General features: G+C 36.0%; 23 protein-coding genes and 3 pseudogenes. 20 read left to right on the top strand and 6 right to left on the bottom strand.

Annotated elements, in window-relative coordinates:
• Positions 1 to 16 precede the first annotated feature (16 nt).
• Positions 17 to 1,618 (top strand): type I restriction-modification system subunit M, encoded by a 1,602-nt coding sequence (locus tag AB3K24_RS07930; RefSeq protein WP_367974937.1) that lies wholly within the window; start codon positions 17 to 19, stop codon positions 1,616 to 1,618.
• Complete coding sequence (locus tag AB3K24_RS07925) at positions 1,615 to 2,214, top strand: restriction endonuclease subunit S (protein WP_367975607.1); 600 nt, start codon at positions 1,615 to 1,617, stop codon at positions 2,212 to 2,214. Before AB3K24_RS07930 ends, AB3K24_RS07925 begins: the two co-directional genes overlap by 4 nt.
• Here AB3K24_RS07925 and AB3K24_RS07920 read toward each other — a convergent pair.
• The 3 genes from AB3K24_RS07920 to AB3K24_RS07910 form a co-directional block, all read right to left on the bottom strand.
• On the bottom strand, positions 2,211 to 3,143 hold the full coding sequence (locus AB3K24_RS07920) for a site-specific integrase (protein ID WP_367974935.1): 933 nt from the start codon (positions 3,141 to 3,143) through the stop codon (positions 2,211 to 2,213). The genes AB3K24_RS07925 and AB3K24_RS07920 overlap by 4 nt on opposite strands.
• Positions 3,144 to 3,467: 324 nt before the next feature.
• Positions 3,468 to 3,812: a hypothetical protein gene (locus AB3K24_RS07915; protein ID WP_367974933.1), complete on the bottom strand. Its 345-nt coding sequence runs from the start codon at positions 3,810 to 3,812 to the stop codon at positions 3,468 to 3,470.
• Entirely contained in the window at positions 3,805 to 4,077 is a 273-nt protein-coding gene (locus AB3K24_RS07910) for a type II toxin-antitoxin system RelB/DinJ family antitoxin (RefSeq protein WP_367974931.1), read from the bottom strand. Before AB3K24_RS07910 ends, AB3K24_RS07915 begins: the two co-directional genes overlap by 8 nt.
• Before the next feature lie 70 nt (positions 4,078 to 4,147).
• Between AB3K24_RS07910 and AB3K24_RS07905 the strand changes: the two are divergent.
• A pseudogene (locus AB3K24_RS07905) lies at positions 4,148 to 5,224 on the top strand (IS3 family transposase).
• A gap of 168 nt (positions 5,225 to 5,392) precedes the next feature.
• Here AB3K24_RS07905 and AB3K24_RS07900 read toward each other — a convergent pair.
• Together AB3K24_RS07900 and AB3K24_RS07895 are read right to left on the bottom strand one after the other, a co-directional pair.
• A pseudogene (locus tag AB3K24_RS07900) lies at positions 5,393 to 5,521 on the bottom strand (haloacid dehalogenase); the annotation flags it as partial.
• 124 nt (positions 5,522 to 5,645) lie between these two features.
• Positions 5,646 to 6,194, bottom strand: a complete 549-nt coding sequence (locus tag AB3K24_RS07895) for a putative immunity protein (RefSeq protein ID WP_367974927.1) — start codon at positions 6,192 to 6,194, stop codon at positions 5,646 to 5,648.
• A gap of 135 nt (positions 6,195 to 6,329) precedes the next feature.
• On the opposite strand from AB3K24_RS07895, the pseudogene AB3K24_RS07890 reads away from it, so the two are divergent.
• From AB3K24_RS07890 to AB3K24_RS07880, 3 genes and pseudogenes are all read left to right on the top strand, one after another.
• Positions 6,330 to 6,611, top strand: a pseudogene (locus tag AB3K24_RS07890) (NCS2 family permease); the annotation flags it as partial.
• A 179-nt stretch (positions 6,612 to 6,790) separates the two neighbouring features.
• Positions 6,791 to 7,258, top strand: a complete 468-nt coding sequence (locus tag AB3K24_RS07885) for a LytTR family DNA-binding domain-containing protein (protein WP_367974925.1) — start codon at positions 6,791 to 6,793, stop codon at positions 7,256 to 7,258.
• Positions 7,245 to 7,637, top strand: coding sequence for a DUF3021 family protein (locus tag AB3K24_RS07880; RefSeq protein ID WP_367974923.1), 393 nt, complete (start codon positions 7,245 to 7,247; stop codon positions 7,635 to 7,637). The genes AB3K24_RS07885 and AB3K24_RS07880 overlap by 14 nt, the downstream gene beginning before the upstream one ends.
• A gap of 73 nt (positions 7,638 to 7,710) precedes the next feature.
• Here AB3K24_RS07880 and AB3K24_RS07875 read toward each other — a convergent pair whose 3' ends face one another.
• Positions 7,711 to 7,953, bottom strand: coding sequence for a hypothetical protein (locus AB3K24_RS07875; protein ID WP_367974921.1), 243 nt, complete (start codon positions 7,951 to 7,953; stop codon positions 7,711 to 7,713).
• A gap of 132 nt (positions 7,954 to 8,085) precedes the next feature.
• On the opposite strand from AB3K24_RS07875, the gene AB3K24_RS07870 reads away from it, so the two are divergent.
• The 14 genes from AB3K24_RS07870 (at position 8,086) to AB3K24_RS07805 (ending at position 21,914) form a co-directional block, all read left to right on the top strand.
• On the top strand, positions 8,086 to 10,155 hold the full coding sequence (locus AB3K24_RS07870) for a DNA topoisomerase (RefSeq protein WP_367974919.1): 2,070 nt from the start codon (positions 8,086 to 8,088) through the stop codon (positions 10,153 to 10,155).
• 34 nt (positions 10,156 to 10,189) lie between these two features.
• Positions 10,190 to 10,459, top strand: coding sequence for a hypothetical protein (locus tag AB3K24_RS07865; protein ID WP_367974917.1), 270 nt, complete (start codon positions 10,190 to 10,192; stop codon positions 10,457 to 10,459).
• A 349-nt stretch (positions 10,460 to 10,808) separates the two neighbouring features.
• Positions 10,809 to 11,210, top strand: a complete 402-nt coding sequence (locus AB3K24_RS07860; protein WP_367974915.1) for an acetyl-CoA carboxylase biotin carboxyl carrier protein — start codon at positions 10,809 to 10,811, stop codon at positions 11,208 to 11,210.
• The gene (locus AB3K24_RS07855; RefSeq protein WP_367974913.1) at positions 11,210 to 12,550 is read left to right on the top strand and encodes an acetyl-CoA carboxylase biotin carboxylase subunit; all 1,341 of its coding nucleotides are present in this window, start codon (positions 11,210 to 11,212) and stop codon (positions 12,548 to 12,550) included. Before AB3K24_RS07860 ends, AB3K24_RS07855 begins: the two co-directional genes overlap by 1 nt.
• 13 nt (positions 12,551 to 12,563) lie before the next feature.
• A complete protein-coding gene (locus AB3K24_RS07850) occupies positions 12,564 to 13,334 on the top strand; it encodes a putative hydro-lyase (protein WP_367974911.1) in 771 nt (256 codons plus the stop codon).
• 5 nt (positions 13,335 to 13,339) lie between these two features.
• Positions 13,340 to 14,104: a LamB/YcsF family protein gene (locus AB3K24_RS07845; RefSeq protein WP_367974909.1), complete on the top strand. Its 765-nt coding sequence runs from the start codon at positions 13,340 to 13,342 to the stop codon at positions 14,102 to 14,104.
• Positions 14,105 to 14,108: 4 nt separating this feature from the next.
• Positions 14,109 to 15,341, top strand: coding sequence for an NRAMP family divalent metal transporter (locus AB3K24_RS07840; RefSeq protein WP_367974907.1), 1,233 nt, complete (start codon positions 14,109 to 14,111; stop codon positions 15,339 to 15,341).
• 12 nt (positions 15,342 to 15,353) lie between these two features.
• A complete protein-coding gene (pxpB, locus tag AB3K24_RS07835) occupies positions 15,354 to 16,070 on the top strand; it encodes a 5-oxoprolinase subunit PxpB (protein WP_367974905.1) in 717 nt (238 codons plus the stop codon).
• Complete coding sequence (locus AB3K24_RS07830) at positions 16,067 to 17,089, top strand: 5-oxoprolinase subunit C family protein (protein WP_367974903.1); 1,023 nt, start codon at positions 16,067 to 16,069, stop codon at positions 17,087 to 17,089. Before pxpB ends, AB3K24_RS07830 begins: the two co-directional genes overlap by 4 nt.
• A gap of 514 nt (positions 17,090 to 17,603) precedes the next feature.
• Complete coding sequence (locus tag AB3K24_RS07825; protein ID WP_367974901.1) at positions 17,604 to 18,350, top strand: amino acid ABC transporter permease; 747 nt, start codon at positions 17,604 to 17,606, stop codon at positions 18,348 to 18,350.
• A 31-nt stretch (positions 18,351 to 18,381) separates the two neighbouring features.
• Entirely contained in the window at positions 18,382 to 19,209 is an 828-nt protein-coding gene (locus AB3K24_RS07820; RefSeq protein WP_367974899.1) for a transporter substrate-binding domain-containing protein, read from the top strand.
• A gap of 12 nt (positions 19,210 to 19,221) precedes the next feature.
• Positions 19,222 to 19,929, top strand: a complete 708-nt coding sequence (locus tag AB3K24_RS07815) for an amino acid ABC transporter permease (RefSeq protein ID WP_367974897.1) — start codon at positions 19,222 to 19,224, stop codon at positions 19,927 to 19,929.
• Positions 19,930 to 19,931: 2 nt separating this feature from the next.
• Positions 19,932 to 20,669: an amino acid ABC transporter ATP-binding protein gene (locus AB3K24_RS07810; RefSeq protein WP_367974895.1), complete on the top strand. Its 738-nt coding sequence runs from the start codon at positions 19,932 to 19,934 to the stop codon at positions 20,667 to 20,669.
• Between the two features lie 30 nt (positions 20,670 to 20,699).
• Positions 20,700 to 21,914 (top strand): aminotransferase-like domain-containing protein, encoded by a 1,215-nt coding sequence (locus tag AB3K24_RS07805; RefSeq protein WP_367974893.1) that lies wholly within the window; start codon positions 20,700 to 20,702, stop codon positions 21,912 to 21,914.
• The last annotated feature ends 32 nt before the right edge of the window (positions 21,915 to 21,946 follow it).

Genomic DNA, 21,946 nt, shown 5'->3' with positions numbered 1-21,946 from the left:
AAAGGCATACAATAACATGACTGATTTAAATAAAATCACCTCAAAACTATGGGCTATGGCCAATGAACTGCGTGGGAATATGGACGCAGCGGAATATAAAAACTATATTTTAGCGTTCATGTTTTATCGCTATCTATCAGAGCACCAAGAACAGTATTTAATTGCTAATAATGTGCTTGATATTGCGCCAGAACAAGCGGTTAATGAGGCTTATCTTGAGCAAGCCAATGAGGCTGATTTAAGTGATTATCTTGAAGATATTTCTTCAAGTTTAGGCTACGCCATTGCGCCACTAGATACATGGTCATCGTTGATTAATAAAATTAACGAGAGTATGGTTATTCCCAGTGATTATCAAACTATCTTTGATAATTTTAATAAGAACGCTGAATTAAACAAAGAAGCAGTCCATGATTTTCGTGGCGTATTCAATGATATTAACCTTGGCGATTCGCGTCTGGGTTCATCAACTAATGAGCGCGCAAAGTCTTTGAATCGTATCGTTAAGTTGGTTAACGATATTGATTATATGGGTGAAGATGGCAAAGATGTTTTAGGCGTAATATATGAATATCTTATTGGTCAATTTGCTGCTTCCGCAGGTAAAAAGGGTGGGGAGTTTTATACACCACACGAAGTCTCAAAAATTTTAGCTGAGATTGTAACAGCTGATGAAAAGGCTTCTGACAAGGTTTTTTCAGTATATGACCCAACGAGTGGTTCGGGATCATTATTGTTGACCGTTCAAGGGGAAGTACCTGGCGGTGATAAGCCTGGGGCAGTGAAGTTTTATGGGCAAGAACTGAATACCACCACGTATAACTTGGCTCGTATGAACTTGATGATGCATGGCGTGTCATTTAAAAATATGACATTGTCGAATGCAGATACATTGGAAAGTGATTGGCCAGACGGACCAGATATTAAGGGGAATGATCAGCCACGGTCATTTGATGCCGTTGTGGCCAATCCACCATACTCTGCGCATTGGGATAATAACGAATCAAAATTAAAAGACCCGCGTTTTAAAGATTACGGTAAGTTAGCACCTAAGACTAAAGCAGATTATGCGTTTATTTTACACAGTTTATATCATTTAAATGAATCAGGTACAATGGCAATTGTCTTGCCACATGGTGTGTTGTTCCGAGGAGCAGCCGAAGGCACAATTCGCGAAAACTTGATTGAACATCCAAGTGGTAATAGCATTTATGCAGTGATTGGCTTACCAGCTAATCTGTTCTATGGGGTAACTATTCCAACTGTTATCATCGTGTTTAAGAAGAAGCGTTCTACGAAAGATATTTTGTTTATTGATGCTTCAAATGAGTTTGAAAAGAATAAAAACCAAAACCGATTAACAGATGAAAATATTAATAAGATTTTTGAAACTTATCAAAATCGTGTAGATATTGATAAGTATGCTCATGTGGCTTCGATTGAAGAAATTCGAGAAAATGACTATAATTTGAACATTCCGCGCTATGTAGACACGTTTGAAGAAGAAGCCCCAATTGATTTAAATGAAGTGAATAAACAATTGGCACAAGATAATCAAGAAATCGCGGATTTAGAAGCAACAATTGCAGCGCAATTGAAAATTTTAGGCGTTGAATAAGGTTAAAAGTAATAAAATATGTTAAAAAATGGGTAAAAGTAACATTTTATCCATTTTTTGACGCTTGGGAACAGCGTAAGTTGAAAGATATTGCTGATTTCTCAAAAGGGAATGGTTACTCAAAATCAGATTTAGTCGAAGATGGCTACCCAGTGATTCTGTACGGCCGCTTGTATACCAAGTATGAAACGGTTATTGAATCAGTTGATACTTTTGCTGAACTGAAAGAAAAATCAGTCATAAGCAAGGGAAACGAAGTCATTGTTCCAGCATCTGGCGAAAGTGCTGAGGATATTGCAAGGGCATCGGTTGTTGAGTTTGCTGGTATTATACTTGGTAGTGATTTAAATATTGTCAGGACAAATAACGAACTTGATCCAACTTTTCTTGCATTGACTATTTCAAATGGTTCTCAGCAAAGAAAAATGAGTAAACGAGCACAGGGAAAATCTGTTGTTCATCTGCATAATTCTGACCTAAAAGAGATAAACTTACTAGTTCCGAAAATTGAGGAACAGAAAGGTATCAGATCATTATTTAAACAACTCGACAACCTCATCACCCTTCATCAGCGTAAGTTAAAAAAGCCAAATTAAGTTAAATTTGAGAGTGATCGCATGATAATATCAACATCTTTATTTTCAAGTTCTTGAATAATATGAAGATATGTTTTTTGTGTTGTTGTCATACTGGCGTGGCCTAGTCGTCTTGCTACACTGGCAATAGATACACCAGCAAAAAGTAGTAATGAAGCATGTGTATGGCGCAATCCGTGAATAGAAATGATTGGAATGTCAGCTTGTTTGCATCTGCGAGTCAGGAATTCGTTAATCGTCGAGTTATATACTTTTTGATTGCATTTGATGAATATTGGGTCATCTTCAGGTAAATCTTTCACGAGTTCTGAAAATTTAATAACGGTTTGCCAGTCAAGTTGTATTTTCCGCGTCGAAGATTGATTTTTGGTTGGTGCAAAACCTGAGTTGGACTTGTAATCCCAAGTTTTATCAACTGTGAGTATTTGATGTGAGAAATCGAAATCTTTTGGTGTTAAAGCTAGTGCTTCAGAAAAACGCATACCTGTTTTGGCAATTAACAAAATAAACCAGTCCCAGTTAATTTCAGGCGGTAGTGTAAGTGTTGTCAGCAATGTATGTAATTCAAACTGATTAAGAAATTTTGTTTTTTTATCTCGCGGTTGTTTACCTTTGATAATAGCCTTACGCGTAGGGTCACGTGGAATCAGCCCCTCGTCAACAGCATCTAAAATTGCACCTTTTAATTGGTGGTGAAAATCCATTGTTGTCTGGCGTTCGTGTTCTTTAGCGTAATGGTTTAATAACTCTTGATAATGAATCCGTGTTAAGTCGTTAATTTTCAAAGTAGGTGCTAACCGAACTAACCATTGATGTGTCATGAAATATTTTGACATAGTCACGTTTCGAATAGCACCTTCTTTATAAACACTAATCCAACGTTTATAGTAAATATGAAATAACTCTGTTTGTGTTGTTTCTTGTAACATTTTTGCCTCTACCTATAGTCTCTTTTAAACATGTTACGTATTTTAGTGATATAACAATGAAAAATGCAATAATTGAAGTAGCAAGGAGACTTTTTTGCAGCAATATATAATCAAGACATGACATATGATATTGTTGATTCCTATGAAAAATTAATGGATAAGTTGCGAAAGTAAGTAGCTTAACTGAATATTCCTAGAGAAAAAGAGTCCGAACTATTGACATAGTCGTATAAGTTTACTTATCTTGGTGTCGAAGTATATGTGACATAATCAGTAAAACAAAAAACCCTTGAATTGGATTTTCTCCAACTCAAAGGGTTAAGTTTATTTTGGATCTTGATTTTCTGGAAATAGATTCATCACGTTTTGACCTTTTGTCAGAACATGTGTCACATAGACTGTATTTTCTGAGCGATCAATGTAAAAGATAGCAAGGTATTGCTTGTAAGGCATAAAATATTGATAATCATTATCCAACTGATCTGTCTCAAAACGATCTCTTATAAATGAGTAACTAGCCGACGAATAGTTCAATCTTTTAGTACCATTCAAAATAGCTGTAATGGTCTTTCTAGCAGTGGGACTTTGATATTGCTTGTTAATGTAATGGCCAATATCAAAGATTTCTTGCTGTGCAATTTCAGTAATCTGGATTTGGTAATCAGTCAAAATGATATTCCGCCAATTCTTCAGTAACCTGCGCGAGCGGTTTTGCTTTATCGCGATGATGCTTGAGTTCGTAATCAGAGCGAGTAAGCAGTTGATTTAATTCTTCAATCGCACTTGCTTGGTCAAATTCACTAGGCACAGTTGTATCAAAAGGCAATTTATTCTGAGCAACAAGTTGCTTAGATGCCATGACCACAAAGGTATTAAAGTTCAAGCCAAGTGCCTCTAGTTTGGCTTGAACTTGTTGTTTTAAATCGTCATCCATGCGGATACGGCTCCTATGATGGAATTACGGACAAAAATGTTCGATATAATTAAATCATAGGAGATTTATTATGGATAAAAATAAGCATAAAACAAATCGGTACTCTGTTGAATTCAAGTCATCTTTAGTGGCTTTACATCAATTAGGACGTTCGGCTAATTCGTTAGCCAAAGAATATCATGTTAGTGTTTCTTCTGTTACTAAATGGATTAATCAAGCTGACCCGGATAATACTAAAATATTGTCTCCTTCTGAATCTGCTCTTCTCAAAGAGAATAGACGCCTCAAGGAGGAACTTGATATTTTAAAACGTGCAGCGGTGCTTTTGGCAAGAAACTCTTAAAACATGGTCGTCAAACTGTATTAAACCTTGTGACGCTTAATCTCAAAGCCAATCACCGCTTAACGCGCATTCTTCAGGTTCTTCACATTCCTCGTTCAACCTTTTATGGTTATCTGCATTGGCAACCAAGCCAAACTAAACAACATCAAACGGCTCGTTTTAAAAATTTGGTCTGATTATCCAATGTATGGCTATCCAAGAATTACAGTTGCTCTAAGGAAACAATTGCATCAGGCCATTAGTGAGCACTTGGTCTATCAACTGATGAAAGAACTCGGCATCAAATCTCTGATGGTTAAGAAAATTAATAAGCCGAGCACACAAGTGAACTGCCCTCAGCGGCCGAATTTAATCAAAGAATTAAGCCATTACAATCATGTTTTGTTAACGGATATTACTTATATTCCTGTGAACAATCACTGGGTGTATCTGGCTAGCGTTTATGAGCCAGATACACGTCAAGTAGTGGCTCATCATATTGGGCATACGATGACAAAAGAATTAGCAGTCGCCCCTGTTAAGACAGCACTATTATTGGGATATCAGCCAGAAATCATACATAGCGATATGGGTAGCCAATACACGAGTGACTTATTTGAGAGCCAGTTAAAAACAGCTAACATTAAGCACTCGTATTCCAGAAAGGGACGACCTGGGGACAATGCAAGGATTGAAAGTTTTCACTCACTATTAAAGCGTGAATACGTCAACACGAAGCATTTTGACAATATCGACGAAGTGATTGCGGGAATAGATCAGTATATTCGTTGGTATAACCAAGACCGAATTACATTAATAGCCTAAAAAACGCCTAACAGCTATTAAGCGGGTGAGCGTTTATTTGGTGATGATAGCAAAATAAAAATTTAGTACGATATAACTCATGTTGGCATATTCAATCAATAGTTGAGCTGTCACATAATTTTATTCACTTATTTTTGTCCGAATTCTTGACTTATGAACCATGGCAAGATAGTATTCAAATGCGACTTCTAAATTTGGCACATGCTGCGATTCTAAAATGTCCCGTACGCCTTCGTATTCGCCGCGTTTGAAGTCTAAAAGCGTGTCATCTAAATCAAATATGATGTTTTTAATCATTAGTTGGTTACCTCCATTCAATATTTTATAATAGTTATTTGATATATTGATTTAAAAAAATTTCTTGTCTTCGTTCGCCTTTTCCATTTTTTGTCTTAGGTACTCACTCGTGCGTAGGCGTATTTCATAGTTGTTCACCAGATTTACTTATCTGTTTAGCTATAACTATTTGTTTTTCTCGCTCTGCAATTGCACGTTCTAAACTGTTAGGATAGATTAGATTTATTACTTTAATCGCATAATCTGATGAAACAATAGCATGACCTCGCATATGTCCAACAGCAATAGATTGAGCAAATACTCTAGCCGAATACTTACTTATTTCTGTTTCAGATTCTTTTGCCAATTCATTTGCTAAAAATCCTGCTTGTCTTAAATGATACGCACTACACGTACCATTGATTCTATTTTCTAGAACTTTTTCTGTTTCTTTAATTCGTTTATCAACTTTTAATTTATTATCAAAATATTGTTTAAATCTTTGAGAATTTGTAATTGCCCAATTAGCCAACTGTTTTTGAGGTAGTTCACTCAAAATAGTTTCTAATTCAATACGAAGAGATAAATCATCCAGTATCTTTATTTTGTAAGGGCTTGGAATCTTTATTCGTTGATTTTTTTCGTGGTCATTCCAAGCAAAATCATTCTTTTTATAGTTCGTTTCATCTTTCATTAAATCTTTCCTTTTCTTTATCAAAATATATCCCAAAATAAAATACCTTTAAAGTTAATTATATATCATTAACTACATTTACTTTAAGTTAAATAAAACAAAATCCCTATACAATACTGTATAAGGATTTTTAATATGCCCCCTGCAGTGACCTCCCCATTGCTTATTTTAGTCGGAATCATGATGATGGGCGAATTTAAAAAGATTTCATGGGAGTCATTGGAATTTGCGTTACCGGGCTTCTTTACTTCGGTATTTATGGCGCTTAGTTATTCAATTTCTTATGGCATTCCAGCTGGGTTTATTTTCTTCATTATTGTCAAGTTTACGTTGGGGAAATTCAAAGAAGTTTCACCAGTATTATTGATTGTATCAGCATTCTTCTTGATTAATTTTATAGCACTTGCTTTCATTTAATTCAAATAATACTATTTTATCAAACATAATCAACCGCTTATCACAAAAGCGGTTTTTTAGTGCCTAAAATTGCTAAGATAAAAGCATAAACGAGAGATAGGAGAGATGATACATGTTAAAGTGATTTATGATCAGGTTGTTACATTTGATAGCACAATCATAGTTATGGGAGTAGAAATATGGAAATAAAAATCACAGTTGACGAGTCAATTGATGGTGTTGAAGTTGCCATATCAGGTAACGATATTGAGCAAATGACCGCTATTGCCAAGCAGATACAAAATAAAAAAGTTGAAACAAATAAATTAGTGGTTAAAACAGGTGATGGTATTCAGGTGGTCACACAATCAGATATATTGTTTGTTGAAAGTTTTGGCAACGAGTTATCATTAACTTGCAATAATAAACAAACATTAGTGACACGGAAAACGTTGAAACAATTTTTAGCTGGCGACACTGCGCGATTATTTGTTCAAATATCGAAATCGATGGCAATAAACATGAATGCTTTAATACGTATGGAAGCCGCATTTTCTGGTAATTATTATGCTTTTTTGACAGATGAGACACGAGTGACGGTGTCAAGGCGGTTTATTAAAGGTATTTTAAAGCGGTTAGAAGGGAGTACGGAAGATGAGATACTTTAAAGAAGGCATAATCTATTTATTTGTTGGTGTTGGTATTGGATCCTTTATTTCACTACTATCATTTACGCTATATCAAGGGACACCTTCGATCAAACAGTTTCTTTTATTAATGACAATGAGTGCGATAATGGGGTTATTATCTTTGATATATGAGCTTGATAACATGGCGTTTGTGACACAATTGATCAGTCATCTGATTTTAGAAATGCTGACCTATGGGTTCTTCATATGGCTAACTTTTGGGAGTGTTATGATTGCATTGACAAATATACCAACATTTATTATCAGTTATGTGATTATTTTCGTTGTTTTTAGAAAACAAGGACAAGCTAATGCACGTCGTATTAATGCTAAATTAGCTGATAAGAAACGAGAATAGTTGATGATAAAAAGCGATGCAATAGGGTTATACCCTATTGCATCGCTTTTTAGTAATTATCGCGTTAAAATGCTTAATTGGTCCTTTTATGATCTTTAACCATGTAAAATAGACCAATCATAATAAACGCAACCGGAAACATAAAAAAGTTAGGAATCGCTGAATTTAAAAACCCATATAGCAATAAACCGATGCCTACTAATGTGACAACATAGCCACGATAGGGTTTAATTGCAAGTGCAAATTTTGAGTTGCGGTAAACGAATGTTGAAAAAAGTGCGATAAAAATTAGTACAATGATGAGTGTTGTTGGCATGAGATATCCTTTTATTAATAGTTATATTAACAAGTATACATGAGTCAATAGCAACGTACAACTTACCCGAACATGCCCGTAATCTGTTAAAATTAAGAGAGATAATTCAAGAAAGATATGAAATCATAACTTATGCCTAACTACCTTATTTTAACTGAAAAGCCATCAGCGGCAGCCAATTTTGTCAAAGCATTAGGCGGCAAAACCGGAACATTTAACAATTTCACCTACAAAATTACCAATCTTCGCGGACACGTGATGACACTCAAAGATCCCGAAGAAATGGTTGCAGAAGACTTGAAAAAACAATATAAATCTTGGTTAGTCAAGCATTTACCATGGGATTTAAATGATTTTTCTTGGGAACGAACGTATATTCGTCAGCGAAACATGCGTACTGGTAAAACTGAATCAACTAAAAAATTAATTGATGAGCTTAAAAAAGAAGCCAAGACAGGTTATGATGCCATTGTGATTGCGACTGACACGGATCCATCAGGTGAAGGCGAATTATTGGCATGGGAGGCATTAGACGCGATTAAATGGCGTGGTCAAGTGCTACGAGTCAATTTCATGGATGAGTCCGCAACAGGCATTAAAACAGCCATGATGAATTTGCGTGACGTCTCAGACAAGCAGCAAGACGGCGAGTATATTAAAGGCGAGAGTCGTAACCGTTGGGATTTTGCATCAATGCAACTCACGCGAATTGCGACAACTGCTGCCAAAAAGCAGGGGTTTAAAGTGGTTGCGCGTGAAGGCCGTTTGAAATCGGTCATTGTTTGGCAGATATATGCCCAACTACTAGCTATTAAAAATTATGTAAAGAAACCTTACTTTGAAGTCAAATTTAAGGACCCAGTTGGGCATACTTTTGGTCGCGTGACACCAGATGGTGATGTCATACCTTGGCGTTTTTCAACAAAAGATGATGCGCAAAAGGATATGGCGCAATATCATGAGAGTGCAGTTGCTAATGAAAAACACCAAACACGTACGCAGGCGCCGGGAAAATTGCTTGATTTGGCAGGATTGGCTTCTATTTTAGCACCGCGTGGTTTTTCATCAAAGGAAGTTTTGAGTACCTATCAAAAAATGTATGAGGCACAAGTGGTGTCATATCCACGTACAGAAGACAAAACTGTGACGCCGGAACAATTTAATGACTTACTACCTAAAATTGACCAAATTGCACAGCTTGTTAATGTTGATACGAGCTTGTTAACGCATCGTCAACCACGTCCAACACACGTCAAAAAGCAAGGTGCTCACGGGGCCAACCGACCTGGTGAAAATCTACCAACAAGCTTAGCAAGTTTAACTAAATTTGGACCAAGTGCACAAGCAATTTATGATATTTTAGCTAAAAACTATCTAGCAATGCTCGCTGAAGACTATGTTTATGATCATGTGACAGCTGATTTGAAAGATTATCCATTGTTCAAAACAGCTTTTAATATACCAATTGAAATGAACTTTAAAGCTGTTTATGATTCTCAGCGAGCGATTAAGGTTGAGGAAGATATCGAAGACGATAACACTGGGCAATTAGGGCCAATTGCCCAACCATATTTGTATGAAGGGGCTAACAAGAAGCCACAAACACCGACAACTAAATGGATCATGGCATTCTTAGAAAAGCATCATGTGGGTACCGGTGCGACACGGGTGTCAACGTTATCTGAAATGAGTCGCGGCACAAAAGCCATGATCAAAGAAACACGCGGCAAGCTCACGTTGACTCAAACTGGTGATGTGTCTGCGGTAATGGTTAAAGATACATGGATTGCGTCGCCCAAAATTACGAAACGGCTATTTGAAATGATGGATCAAGTGGGACAATTTGAAATCTCGATGCCAAAATTACTTGATTCGATCACACAAGTCGTTGAACATGACATGCCGATTATGTTAGCAAATGCTGACGACCTTGAACCGCTATTAGGTAAGCCAAAAGCTACACCAAAACGACAAGTTAGCGAAAAAATGACGGGTATATTTAAAGGTGAAGAAATTACTTTTGCCAAATCATGGAGCGGGCATAGTTTTACAGATGATGAATTGACTAAACTATTAAATGGTGACGACATCAGTTTTGATGCGAAATCAAAACGTGGTAAAGCATATACCGCGAGTGGTAAAATGGCTAAGCAAACATTTAAAGGTAGTGTATTTTATGGGTTTAAGTTGAATCCAAAGTGATGAACTGTTATGGTAATGATAGGGGGAATAAGACATGACATTTTTAAAAAAGAAACCTGATCTACTATCATATTTAGAAACAATACATTTAGACGCCAGTGTAGAGCAGGCGCTGGTTGATCGTGCAATTGTACAATTAAAAAAGAAGACCTATGAGCGTAGGGTGATTGTGACTCTTGCATCTGGATTCCGCCAGTTGGCGTTAGAACAAAAAATTTCTAAAGCAGGTTTGGCGTTATATACTAAGTTACAAAAGCCAAATATTGGGGATGATGTTGGGTTAACTGCGGGGCTATGGTTTTAAAAATAAAAAAGCAAAACACTTTTTGTTACGACAAGAAGTGTTTTGCTTTTTTATTTGCTATGGTCAAGTAACATTTAAAGCAAACCTAAATATCATTGTATTGCCAAATTCGTTAATAGTGAACATGAGTTGTTTTTAAAAAGCTTCTACTAATTGTTGTGTTGGGTGTGTTTAATACATATTGCCATGATATTGTATTTAATATTATTGGTACATAAGTTATGAAGAGAAACATAACGGTATATGGCATTTTAAATGTTTATAAATGTGAGAATAGCTAACGTATAAAAAACAAATTTTAATAATAGGTGGTAAAATTTCATATATATTTAAGAAAGGAGAAATATATATGAAAATTAAAGACATAACGGCAATTGTTAAAATACTGAATCATAATCATTTGAGTCAAATCCATTTTAAGCAAGATGAATTTGAAATAGATGTGTCAAAAGAATGGCGAAGCACCTCTAAAAATGATTTGGGCATAGATGAAAAAAATGAAGATAGTATCTCTGAAGAAAACTATATTATTTCTTCAACCATTGGAACTTTCTATTCATCGGCTGATCCTGATTCAAAGCCTTTTATAGACGTGGGAGATAAAGTGAATTCTAATACCGTAGTTGGTATTGTTGAGGTAATGAAAATGATGACTAATGTTCTTGCAAATAACGATGGCAAGATTGACCAAATTTTAGTGTCAAATGGTGAAACAATCGAATATGGTCAAAAACTATTTAGGTTAGAATAATGTTAAATATAGAAGGAAGGACTATTAAAGTTTTAATTGCTAATCGAGGTGAAATTGCTATCAGAATAATTCGAGCAGCAAAATTGTTAGGGTTTAAAACTGTTGCTGTTTACTCTTCAGCAGACAAAAATTCTTTGCACGTTGCTATGGCTGATGAAGCTATTCAAATTGGTCCAGCAAACGCAGTAGATAGTTATTTAAAACAGAATGCTATTCTAGTTGCCGCTGAAATAACAAATTCGGATGCGATTCATCCTGGATATGGTTTCTTGTCTGAAAACGCAGAGTTTGCCGAAAAAGTAGAAGCAACAGGACGTATATTTATAGGACCCTCAAGTACAACCATAGGAAACATGGGGGATAAGGCAATGGCTCGTAAGCTAATGTCTGCAGCGGGGGTTCCAATTGTTTCAGGAAGTGAGAATTTTTTTAATGACGTTGAAACGGGATTAGAACAGGCGCAAAAAATTGGCTATCCTATCATGCTAAAGTCTGTGGCGGGTGGTGGTGGTAAAGGTATGCGATTGATACAGGATCAAGAAAATTTTAAAGAATTGTTTGAATTAGCACAGAATGAAATTATGTCATCAGTTGGTGATAATCGTATGTATATCGAAAAGTTTGTAGTTAATCCGCGACATATTGAAGTGCAAGTTCTGGGAGATGGCGCAGGGAACGCAATAGTTTTAGGTGAACGTGACTGCACGATTCAAAGTCACCATCAAAAAGTAGTTGAGGAAGCACCGAGCAATATTTTAGATAATAAGACGCGTCAGGAAATGCTGAGTGTGTCACTTACAGCAACCAAAATGATGAAATATCGTAGTGCAGGCACGTTTGAATTTCTTTATCAAGGACCAAGTAACTATTATTTCATGGAAATGAATACAAGAATTCAAGTGGAGCATGCCATTTCAGAAGAAGTTTCAGGAATAGATTTAGTAACAGCACAATTACAACTCGCTTCTGGGACAAAATTGGATCAAATTATAATTGGTGCCAAACACAAATATGCTATAGAAGCAAGGGTTTCTGCCAAATCTGCAGGTGAAATTAAAGGGCTACATATACCAGGTGGCTTAGGTATTCGTATAGAAACAGCTTTATATCAAGGATATACGATATCACCTCATTATGATGCAATGATTTTAAAAATTATCGCATCGGGGACATGCCGAGAAGAGGCATTAAAAAGATTACAAATCGCAATTGAAGAGACTGTAATTTTAGGAGTAGAGACAAACTTAGATTTGTTAATGCGAATTATTAATCATCCAGATTATATTTCCAACGAAAATAAAACAAATATTGATTGGTTAGACAACATGCTAAAAAAATAGGAGAAGTCGTCATATGACACCAACAGAATTTAGACATTTAGTTCGTAAAAATGATTATCAAAAATCGACGGCGGGAATTTGTCCAGGATTTGCACAAGCAAATTTGTTGGTGCTACCAAAGGTTGATGCGTATGACTTTTTACTGTTTGCACAACGGAACCCAAAACCTATTCCTATTTTAGAAGTGACGGAAGTGGGAAGTAGAAAATTAAGTAGACTTGGGGTAGACACGGACATTGCTAAGGATTTTCCAAAGTATAGAATTTATCGTGACGGTCAATTAATTAATGAATATTTGACGATTGAAAATTATTGGCGAGAGGACCTAGTCAGTTTTCTAATTGGTTGTAGCTTTTCCTTTGAGGACTTATTGATTCAATCAGGCATTGAGATACGACATATTACTGAAAATGTAAACGTACCAATGTTTAATACCAATATACCATTGCACCCTGCTGGAAAATTTTCTGGAAATGTTGTTGTCAGCATGAGACCTATTAAAAGTAGTAAAATAGCTACTGCAGTAAGTGTGACAAACAGGTTGCCCGCAGTTCATGGTGCACCAATTCAAATTGGTAATCCTGAAGAAATAGGTATTTTTGATTTGACGAATCCAGACTTCGGTGATGCAGTCACAATAAACAATGATGAAATACCTGTTTTTTGGGCTTGCGGCGTTACACCACAAGCGGCAGTTATGGCATCAAAGCCAAGTTTTGCAATGACGCATTCACCCGGACACATGTTAGTGACAAATTTATCAAATAAGGAGTTAATAGTGTAAATATTATGGTAAAAGTAGACTTTAATTCGGATTTAGGAGAAAGTTTTGGTAATTATACAATTGGATTAGATTCTGAAATTTTAAAACAAGTGACATCTGCAAACATTGCTTGTGGTTTTCATGCTGGTGATCCACTAATCATGGAAAAGACAGTAAAATTAGCCTTAAATGAAAACGTTTCAATTGGCGCACACCCTGGTTTTCCAGATTTGCAGGGTTTTGGTCGTCGGAATATTGATATGAAGTTAGATGAGATAAAATCAATGGTGGCTTACCAGGTTAGTGCACTCACTGCTTTTGTCCCAAATCATAAGCTTCATCACGTTAAAGCTCATGGGGCATTGTATAATTTGGCAGCAAAAAACAGAGAAATTGCGGATGCTGTTGTAGCAGGTATTAAATTAGTCGATTCAGAAACTATCGTTTATGGCTTAGCAAATAGTGAATTAATTGCCGCTGCTAAATATGCTAAAATGAATTTTGCTCAGGAAGTATTTGCAGATAGAAACTATCAAGCAGATGGCTCATTGGTACCAAGAAGTCAGCTTAATGCTGTTATCACTGATCCAGATGAAGCAGCTCGTCGTGCGCTTAATATGGTTAAGAATAAATCGATTTTGTCAATTACTGGTGAAATGATTCCGCTCGAAGTTGACTCAATTTGTGTTCATGGAGATAATCAATTTGCAATTGATTTATCAAGAAAAATAAGGCAAACGTTGATAGACAATGGCATTGATATTACCAGTGATATTGACGTAAGAGGATAATTAAATGGATCAGAATAAAACAGAAAAAAACATTGAATTACCGGTTAATAAAAGAAGTCCACGATCAGTTGCAATGGGAGCAGCATTTGTTATGGCAATGGCAGCTGTTGGGCCAGGGTTTTTGACTCAAACAGCGACTTTTACCAGCCAATTAGGGCCAAGTTTTGGGTTTGCTATTTTAGTTACAATCATTATTGATATTGTTGTTCAGCTGAATATTTGGCGTATTATTACAGTTTCAGGTAAGCATGCCCAACAAATTGCAAATGATATTTTCCCTGGGTTGGGCTACTTTTTAACGTTTTTGATCGTTGTTGGTGGTTTCTTCTTTAATATTGGGAATGTTGCTGGTGCTGGTCTCGGACTGAATGTTCTGTTTGGAATTTCAGCGGAAAATGGCGCAATTATTGCTGCGGTATTGGCTATTATTGTTTTTGTGGTAAGAAATGCACTTTTAGTTATGGATCGTACTGTGCAAGTATTAGCAGTAGTCAAAATTGCAATTTTGATTTATATACTTTCCGTTGCAACTGTGCCCGTCGGTTTAGCAGTTAAGCACACTTTTTTGCCAACTAATATTGATTTTTATGCCATTGTTACCATTGTTGGCGGAACAGTTGGTGGGTACATTTCTTTTGCTGGCGGCCACCGCTTGTTAGAGGGGGGCGTTCATGGTCAAAAAGGTTTGAAATATGTAAATGAAGGCGCACTTTCTGGCGTTGGGATTGCATCAGTTATTCGTGTTATGCTGTTTTTGGCAGGCTTGGCTGTGGTCATAGCTGGACATAAGCTTGATCCATTAAATCCTGCTGCTGATATATTTAAGATTGCCGCGGGTAACTTTGGTTATAAGTTCTTTGGCCTGTTACTGTTCGCAGCTGGAATGACTTCAATTCTCGGATCCACGTTTACTTCAGTGTCATTTATGAATTATTCGCAGAGTCCAGAGGACGTGGTTAAGTTTCAAAAATACCGACCATATTTAGTTATCGGATTTATTGCGATTTCGACTTTAGTTTTCTACATAGTTGGGAAGCCTGTTCAAATTTTGATTTTTGTTGGTGCAATCAACGGTTTAATTTTGCCAATTGCCTTAGGTATTCTATTGATTGGTGCGTATAAAAATAAAATCATGGGAAAAGATTACAAACATCCTATATTTCTAAGCATTTTTGGTTGGATTGTTGTTTTATTTATGGCATTTGCGGGAATTGAGACACTAATTAATACACTGTAAAAAGGAGATTAAATGTATCCAAGAATTTTTTTTTCTGGTGACACAAGTATCAATGTAGAATTCGACAATGTGATTTCTGAAAAAGTAAATAATCAAATTTTAGAAATAGCTGAAATTGTTGCAAGTCAACACATTATAGGCATTATCGATATTGTACCTGCTTATCGAGAGGTGACTTTTGTTTTCAATCCTTTGCTCATTAATATTGAAAAATTTCAAGAGTTTTTACAAAAGCAGGTTGTGAATTTACCAAAAAATTTGAATACAAAAATTGGTAAAATATTTGATGTGCCAGTTTTGTATAATCAAACAGTTGGTTTAGATTTGTTAGAGGTAGCTGATTACCATAACCTTTCAGTGGAAGAAATAATTAAAATCCATTCTGATAAAGAATATAGAATCTACATGCTAGGATTTCTACCAGGATTTGCATATCTTGGTGGTCTAGATTCAAGACTGCATACACCTCGGAAAGACACGCCTCGTCTACAGATACCTGCGGGATCGATAGCAATTGGTGGTGAACAAACTGGCTGTTACCCCGTAGAATCACCGGGAGGATGGCAGATTATAGGCAGGACACCTTTAATGATGTTTAATCCGAATCATCCAGAAATTAAATTGCATGCAGGGGATAAAATGAAGTTTTATTCAATTAATGAAAGTGAATATTCACGATTAAGCGATATTAGTTTCAATGATTATTTTGCTGAGGAGATTATGGTATGAATAATGTCAAGATCTTGGAATCAGGAATTCTTGCAACAATACAAGATGGCGGTAGAATTGGACATCAAGGTGAAGGCGTTATAAACTCAGGTGTTATGGATTCGCTTGCTTATCAAATTGGCAATGCTCTGGTTGGCAATAATTTATCACATAATCCTGCAAGTATAGAATTTGGCGTTAATGGTGGAAAAGTCAAATTTTTAACTTCAAGTGTTGTTGCTATTACGGGTGCGCGTGTTGATTTAAAAAGAAATGATGTTTTAGTGTCTCAAGATGTGCCAATTTATGTGGAAAAAAATGATGTTTTAGATTTCACGCATGTTATTCAGGGACGATTTGTATACTTTAATATTGCTGGTGGAATTAAAGTGCCAAAAATCATGGATTCACATGCAACCAGTATTACAATTAATTTAGGCGGATTCAATGGTAGAAGACTCAAAAATGGTGACCTGTTACCTATTTTAAGTTTATCGGAGACTGGTATTACTAACATGCAAAAAATATCGCCAAAAATTCCTAATAATGCAACCAGTTTTTCAGTAAAGTCTAAAATACGCATTGTAAATGGCCCAGAATTTGATTGGTTTTCTGAAATAGCATGGCAAAAGCTATTGAATGAGCCGTTTACATTGGGAAAACATCTCAATCGAATGGGTTATAGAATAGATGGCCCTATTATTGAATACAAGCTAGAAAACTTATTATCAGAAGCCAATATAAATGGTGCTATCCAGGTATCACGTGACGGGCAACCTATTATTTTGATGGCTGACCGAGCCACCCATGGTGGATATCCTGTTATTGCAAAAGTTATTGCCGCTGATTTAGGCGTTTTAGCACAATGGCCACAAAATAAGCCAATTTATTTTGAAACCGTACAATTGAAACAGGCGTGGTATTTTTTACAAAAACAAGCAAATATTGTTTCAAGTATTTGTAGTGATCAACCATGGCAAGTTGTGATGCCACAAAGAATGATGGCAAATAAAATAGAACAGCTGTTTTTGAAAAAATAGTGCAATGGTACATGATTATGTTAAAATTTGATGCAAATACGAGTGACTTATTGTAACATCAGTACCATTTTTTGGTGAAATATGTAATTATATTTTACAAGTTACCATGAGCTTTTAAGTGTTGAAGTATTAAAAAATTGACCCATAAAGACGACTAGAATTTATTTCTAGTCGTCTTTAGTTTTAGTTGTCATTATTGATGCTAAATTTTGTGATTCAAGTAAAACGAGCGTTATGATAGCAACCATTTACTAAACCAACGATGATGTTTAGCCATTAATGATAGTGAAGTATCAAAATAATTGAACAAATAAGTTTTTTAAAAATTGTGCAATGTGTACAAAAAAAAGAAAAAAGTTGTTTATTTTACTTATATCATGTATGATTATTTTTAATCACTATTTAATCTTATAGTTGTGTTTGCGTTGGTTAATCCCTGAAACGCTTAATACAAAGTATAAAATAATTAGAAAAATGATATTTATGTAATGTTTTAGAAAGTGAGAGGTGATTTATGACTAATTTTTTTCAACCACATCTTATCTGGCAATATTTACCTGATGTTTTGTCTGCATTGCCGACGACGTTGCTACTGACATTAGTAGCAACTATCATTGGTGTCATTGTTGGCGCAGGGATTGCTTTTGTACGAATGGAGAATACGCCAATTTTCAAACAAATTGCGATCGTATTTACATCATTTATTCGAGGGACACCAATTTTAATACAAATGTTTTTGGTTTATTATGGGTTGCCGTTATTTTTGGGATATGTTGGCATTAATACAGACTCAGTGAACGCGCTTGTTTACTTATTTATTACTTATGGTTTGAATATGGCTGCATTTTTATCAGAAATCATTCGAGCCGCTCTAGAAAGTGTGCCAGCGTCACAACGTGAGGCAGCTTTGGCATCTGGGTATACGAAACAACAGATGTATTTTAAAATCATTTTTCCTCAGGCTGTTAACATTGCGATGCCTAGTTTTGCGACTATGGTTATTTCATTGTTACAAGATACATCATTGGCGTTCACTATTGGTGTTCTGGATGTTGTTGGAAAAGCAAAGGCCTTAGGAACTGCTACTTTTCATACAGTAGAAGCCTACATTAGTGCCATGATTATATTTGTTGTTTTAAGTTTTATTTTAGAAAGGATTTTCAGATTAATTGAAAATAAAAGTAACTATTCATCGCAGCGGATGCCTATTGTAGCCGCTAATCCAGTGATACCAGTAATCAAGAGCCCAGATACAAATTAAACGCCATGTCATGGTGTTAGAGGAGAATATTATGAAAAATAAAACAGGATATACAAGAAGCATTTTGATTGCCGCAGGCATCATTATCATTGTGATTATTGGTATTATGATCATGCATAATTCAGGAAAAAGTAGTCAATCGTCGTCAACAGTTCAGACGATCAAAGTCGGTTCAGGTAACGATGGCCAACCATTTGCCTATCTGGATAAAGATGGTAAACCAGCAGGTATGGATATTGCATTACTTGAAGCCATTGATAAAAAGTTGCCGCAGTATAAATTCAAATTGACTTTGTCAGATTTTCCCACGTTAATTACAAATTTAAAAAGTGGTAAAACGACGATGGCAATGTATCAAATTGAACAGAATGCAGAGCGTAAACAAGACTTTAAGTTTGGAAAAGTTGGCTATACAGTTTGGGATACCTTACTAGCCACCAAAAAATCAACAGGGGTTTTGAATTCATTTAGCGATGCTAAAGGCAAAAAGCTTTATGTTACAAACGCAACAAACCAAGCGACATTGACGGATGCCTATCTTAAGTCAAATGCAAAAGCATACACAGTTGTGCGGGGCACGTATACGATGGAACAGGTTGCCCAAGGATTTGCTTCTACGCAATTTGATGTTTATCCCGCGCCCAAATATTCAATTGATCTGTTAAATCGTCAATTCAAGACAAATTTGGTTTATGGTAAATCTGTCAATCATTCCAATGCCTATCCAATGTTCAATAAAGATGCTGATCCAAAGTTAGTTGACGCTGTTAACAAAGTAATGGCAGAACTTAAAAAAGATGGCACACTTAAAAAATTGAGTAACGAGTGGTTGAAGGGCGATTACGTACCGAAAGATTAATGGAGGCCTGCTATGATTTTAGATTTAGGATTTATATTTCAAGTGATCATTAGTATTGTACGTTATGTACCTGTTACCATTTATATGGCTGTTGTGAGTTTGATTATTGGCGGGGGATTGGGATTAGTTGTGGCGCTCGTGAGATATTATCAGGTGCCTGTATTGTCACAGTTATTTTCTATTATGATTACAATATTAAAAGGTGTGCCGCTCATATTAGTCTTTTTAATTATATTTTTGGTAGCCTCTCAAAATTTTAATCATTTAGCTCAGGCAGTGGGGCTGAAAATGACCTATGGTGATTTACCAATGAGTATTTTGGCCATTATTGGATTGTCTTTGATGGCTATGGTTGGTTTGAGTGAAGCGTTTCGTGGTGCATTTGAATCAGTTAAACAGGTACAATTTGATGCCGCTCGATCACTTGGTATGACAAATTTGCAGACAATTAGACGCGTATTAATACCACAATCATTTCCAGTGGCACTCCCTATGATTATTAATATGTTAATTAATTTGATTAAAGGGACTGCACTTGCGTCACTAGTTTCTGTTGTCGAAATATTTTCGGCTGCAACACAAGCAGCAAGCTCTAATTACAAGTATTTTGAAGCGTATATTGCGGCGGCTATCATTTATTGGGTCATGACAATTCTAATCGAACGTGGCGCGCGTTTGCTTGAAATACGTTTAGATCGCAAGACAAGGAGGAAAGCTTAACAATGATTGAAGTTAAAAATCTGCACAAAAGTTTTAATGACAACGAAGTCATTAAGGGTGTTGACCTATCTCTGAATGAAGGAGAAGTGGTCACGATTTTAGGCCCATCAGGATCAGGCAAAACGACTTTTCTACGATGCTTAAATTTTTTAGAAACAGCTGATTTAGGATCTATCAAAGTCAATGATCAAATAGTAGAATTTGGTCAAACGAGTGCTAACGAGATTTTACAACTACGTCGGAAAATGGGTATGGTCTTTCAAAACTATGCCCTTTTTTTAAATAAAACGGCAAAACAAAATATTATGGAACCGATGGTACTTGTTCATGGTTATAGTGTTGAAAAAGCAGAACATCGTGCAAATGAACTGCTAGAATCAATTGGCCTTTCGGAACACGGTGATTATTACCCGTCACAACTATCTGGTGGTCAGAAACAACGCATCGGAATAGCTCGAGCAATAGCTACGCGGCCAACTGTACTATTATTCGACGAACCAACAGCGGCCTTGGATCCTGAACTTGTGGGAGAAGTTCTCAAAGTTATGAAAGCCGTTAAAAATACAGGGGTTGCTATGATTGTCGTGACACACGAAATGCAGTTCGCCTACGAAGTGAGCGACCGTGTCATTTTCATGAGTGATGGTCGGATCGTAGAAGAAGGCACACCACACCAAATATTTGAAGAACCTCAAGAGGCACGAACCAAGGCATTTTTAAGCCGCTTTACAGTCAAATAAAATGACTAATTTATAAGGAGATTATGCGACATGTCAAAACTTAGTTATCAATTTGCAACACGAGTGGCCGCTTTGCAGGTCAATCCGTTACGAGAACAAGCGAAAAATAGTCAAACGGTTGATCATTATATTAAATTAACCTATGGATATCCCAGCAATGAAGCATTTCCTGTTGATAAGTTAGCTAAACTTTCTGACAAAATATATCGAGAACATGCTTTTGATTTTATGCAATATGGTGAAAGTGAAGGTATTCCTAAATTAAGATCACAAATTAAAGCGCGTCTGCATAAATATCAAGCGCTCAATATAAGTGATAATGATTTGTTAATTACTTCAGGATCGACACAAGGAATGGATTTGGTTTTTAAACTATTTGTAAACGAAGGTGATACAGTGTTAACCGAAGAACAGACATTTGTTGGCGCTGTTAATGCAATTAAATCTTATGGTGGCTACGCACAAGGATTGCCATTTGATGATGCAGGATGCATTGACACAGAAGTTTTGCGTGCAACGCTAGCTGCTGATACGTCTCATCAGATTAAATTATTATATTTAATTCCGACATTTCAAAATCCTATGGGCACCTCGATGACTTTAGAAAAAAGACAAGCGGTTTATGATATTTGTAAACAGTATCAGGTTATGATTTATGAAGATGATCCTTACGGTGACTTATTGTACACTGATAAAACAGCTATACCAAAAATTAAATCATTAGATGATGTGGGGATCGTCATTTATGCTGGTTCTTTTTCAAAAATATTAGCACCAGGATCGAGATTAGGATACTTACTAGCGCCAACAGCGGTATTTGATCAACTAATTTTGGTCAAACAGGTGGCTGATTCCTTTTCAAATTTGTATTGGCAGTACTTGGCCAGCCAATTATTTGAAGATTATGACTTCAATAAGCATATTGAACATTTACGTCAGTTATATCGCCTTAAATTAGAAACAATGATTAATGCTTTGCGAGCAAAATGTCAAAAAAATATGTCATTTAGTGTACCAGAGGGTGGTTATTTTGTGTCAATTAAATTAAATGATGACATTGATGGCGATGCATTCTATGATGAAATTACGCAACGTCAAGTCGGCGTTATTCCTGGTAATATTATGAGTGCTGCAGGCAAAGGGTATGAAAAGTATTTTAGATTAAATTTTACGTTGCCAACGTTGGTTGAAATTGAAAATGGTATTTCTCGTATTGGTGCAGCTGCAGAAGCAGCCAAAAAATGATAACTTTTTGTATTGGATATCGCGTTACTAAA

Source organism: Leuconostoc aquikimchii (assembly GCF_040838325.1).
Classification (GTDB): Bacteria; Bacillota; Bacilli; order Lactobacillales; family Lactobacillaceae; genus Leuconostoc; species Leuconostoc aquikimchii.
Note: the sequence above shows the minus strand (reverse complement) of the source record. Positions and strands in the feature narration are given on the sequence as shown.

Bases quoted from the DNA above. Each gene is read 5' to 3' on its own strand.
- AB3K24_RS07930 (WP_367974937.1), top strand. From the start codon at position 17: ATGACTGATTTAAATAAAATCACCTCAAAACTATGGGCTATGGCCAAT.
- AB3K24_RS07920 (WP_367974935.1), bottom strand. From the start codon at position 3,143: ATGTTACAAGAAACAACACAAACAGAGTTATTTCATATTTACTATAAA.
- AB3K24_RS07910 (WP_367974931.1), bottom strand. From the start codon at position 4,077: ATGGATGACGATTTAAAACAACAAGTTCAAGCCAAACTAGAGGCACTT.
- AB3K24_RS07895 (WP_367974927.1), bottom strand. From the start codon at position 6,194: ATGAAAGATGAAACGAACTATAAAAAGAATGATTTTGCTTGGAATGAC.
- AB3K24_RS07885 (WP_367974925.1), top strand. From the start codon at position 6,791: ATGGAAATAAAAATCACAGTTGACGAGTCAATTGATGGTGTTGAAGTT.
- AB3K24_RS07880 (WP_367974923.1), top strand. From the start codon at position 7,245: ATGAGATACTTTAAAGAAGGCATAATCTATTTATTTGTTGGTGTTGGT.
- AB3K24_RS07875 (WP_367974921.1), bottom strand. From the start codon at position 7,953: ATGCCAACAACACTCATCATTGTACTAATTTTTATCGCACTTTTTTCA.
- AB3K24_RS07870 (WP_367974919.1), top strand. From the start codon at position 8,086: ATGCCTAACTACCTTATTTTAACTGAAAAGCCATCAGCGGCAGCCAAT.
- AB3K24_RS07865 (WP_367974917.1), top strand. From the start codon at position 10,190: ATGACATTTTTAAAAAAGAAACCTGATCTACTATCATATTTAGAAACA.
- AB3K24_RS07860 (WP_367974915.1), top strand. From the start codon at position 10,809: ATGAAAATTAAAGACATAACGGCAATTGTTAAAATACTGAATCATAAT.
- AB3K24_RS07855 (WP_367974913.1), top strand. From the start codon at position 11,210: ATGTTAAATATAGAAGGAAGGACTATTAAAGTTTTAATTGCTAATCGA.
- AB3K24_RS07850 (WP_367974911.1), top strand. From the start codon at position 12,564: ATGACACCAACAGAATTTAGACATTTAGTTCGTAAAAATGATTATCAA.
- AB3K24_RS07845 (WP_367974909.1), top strand. From the start codon at position 13,340: ATGGTAAAAGTAGACTTTAATTCGGATTTAGGAGAAAGTTTTGGTAAT.
- AB3K24_RS07840 (WP_367974907.1), top strand. From the start codon at position 14,109: ATGGATCAGAATAAAACAGAAAAAAACATTGAATTACCGGTTAATAAA.
- pxpB (WP_367974905.1), top strand. From the start codon at position 15,354: ATGTATCCAAGAATTTTTTTTTCTGGTGACACAAGTATCAATGTAGAA.
- AB3K24_RS07830 (WP_367974903.1), top strand. From the start codon at position 16,067: ATGAATAATGTCAAGATCTTGGAATCAGGAATTCTTGCAACAATACAA.
- AB3K24_RS07825 (WP_367974901.1), top strand. From the start codon at position 17,604: ATGACTAATTTTTTTCAACCACATCTTATCTGGCAATATTTACCTGAT.
- AB3K24_RS07820 (WP_367974899.1), top strand. From the start codon at position 18,382: ATGAAAAATAAAACAGGATATACAAGAAGCATTTTGATTGCCGCAGGC.
- AB3K24_RS07815 (WP_367974897.1), top strand. From the start codon at position 19,222: ATGATTTTAGATTTAGGATTTATATTTCAAGTGATCATTAGTATTGTA.
- AB3K24_RS07810 (WP_367974895.1), top strand. From the start codon at position 19,932: ATGATTGAAGTTAAAAATCTGCACAAAAGTTTTAATGACAACGAAGTC.
- AB3K24_RS07805 (WP_367974893.1), top strand. From the start codon at position 20,700: ATGTCAAAACTTAGTTATCAATTTGCAACACGAGTGGCCGCTTTGCAG.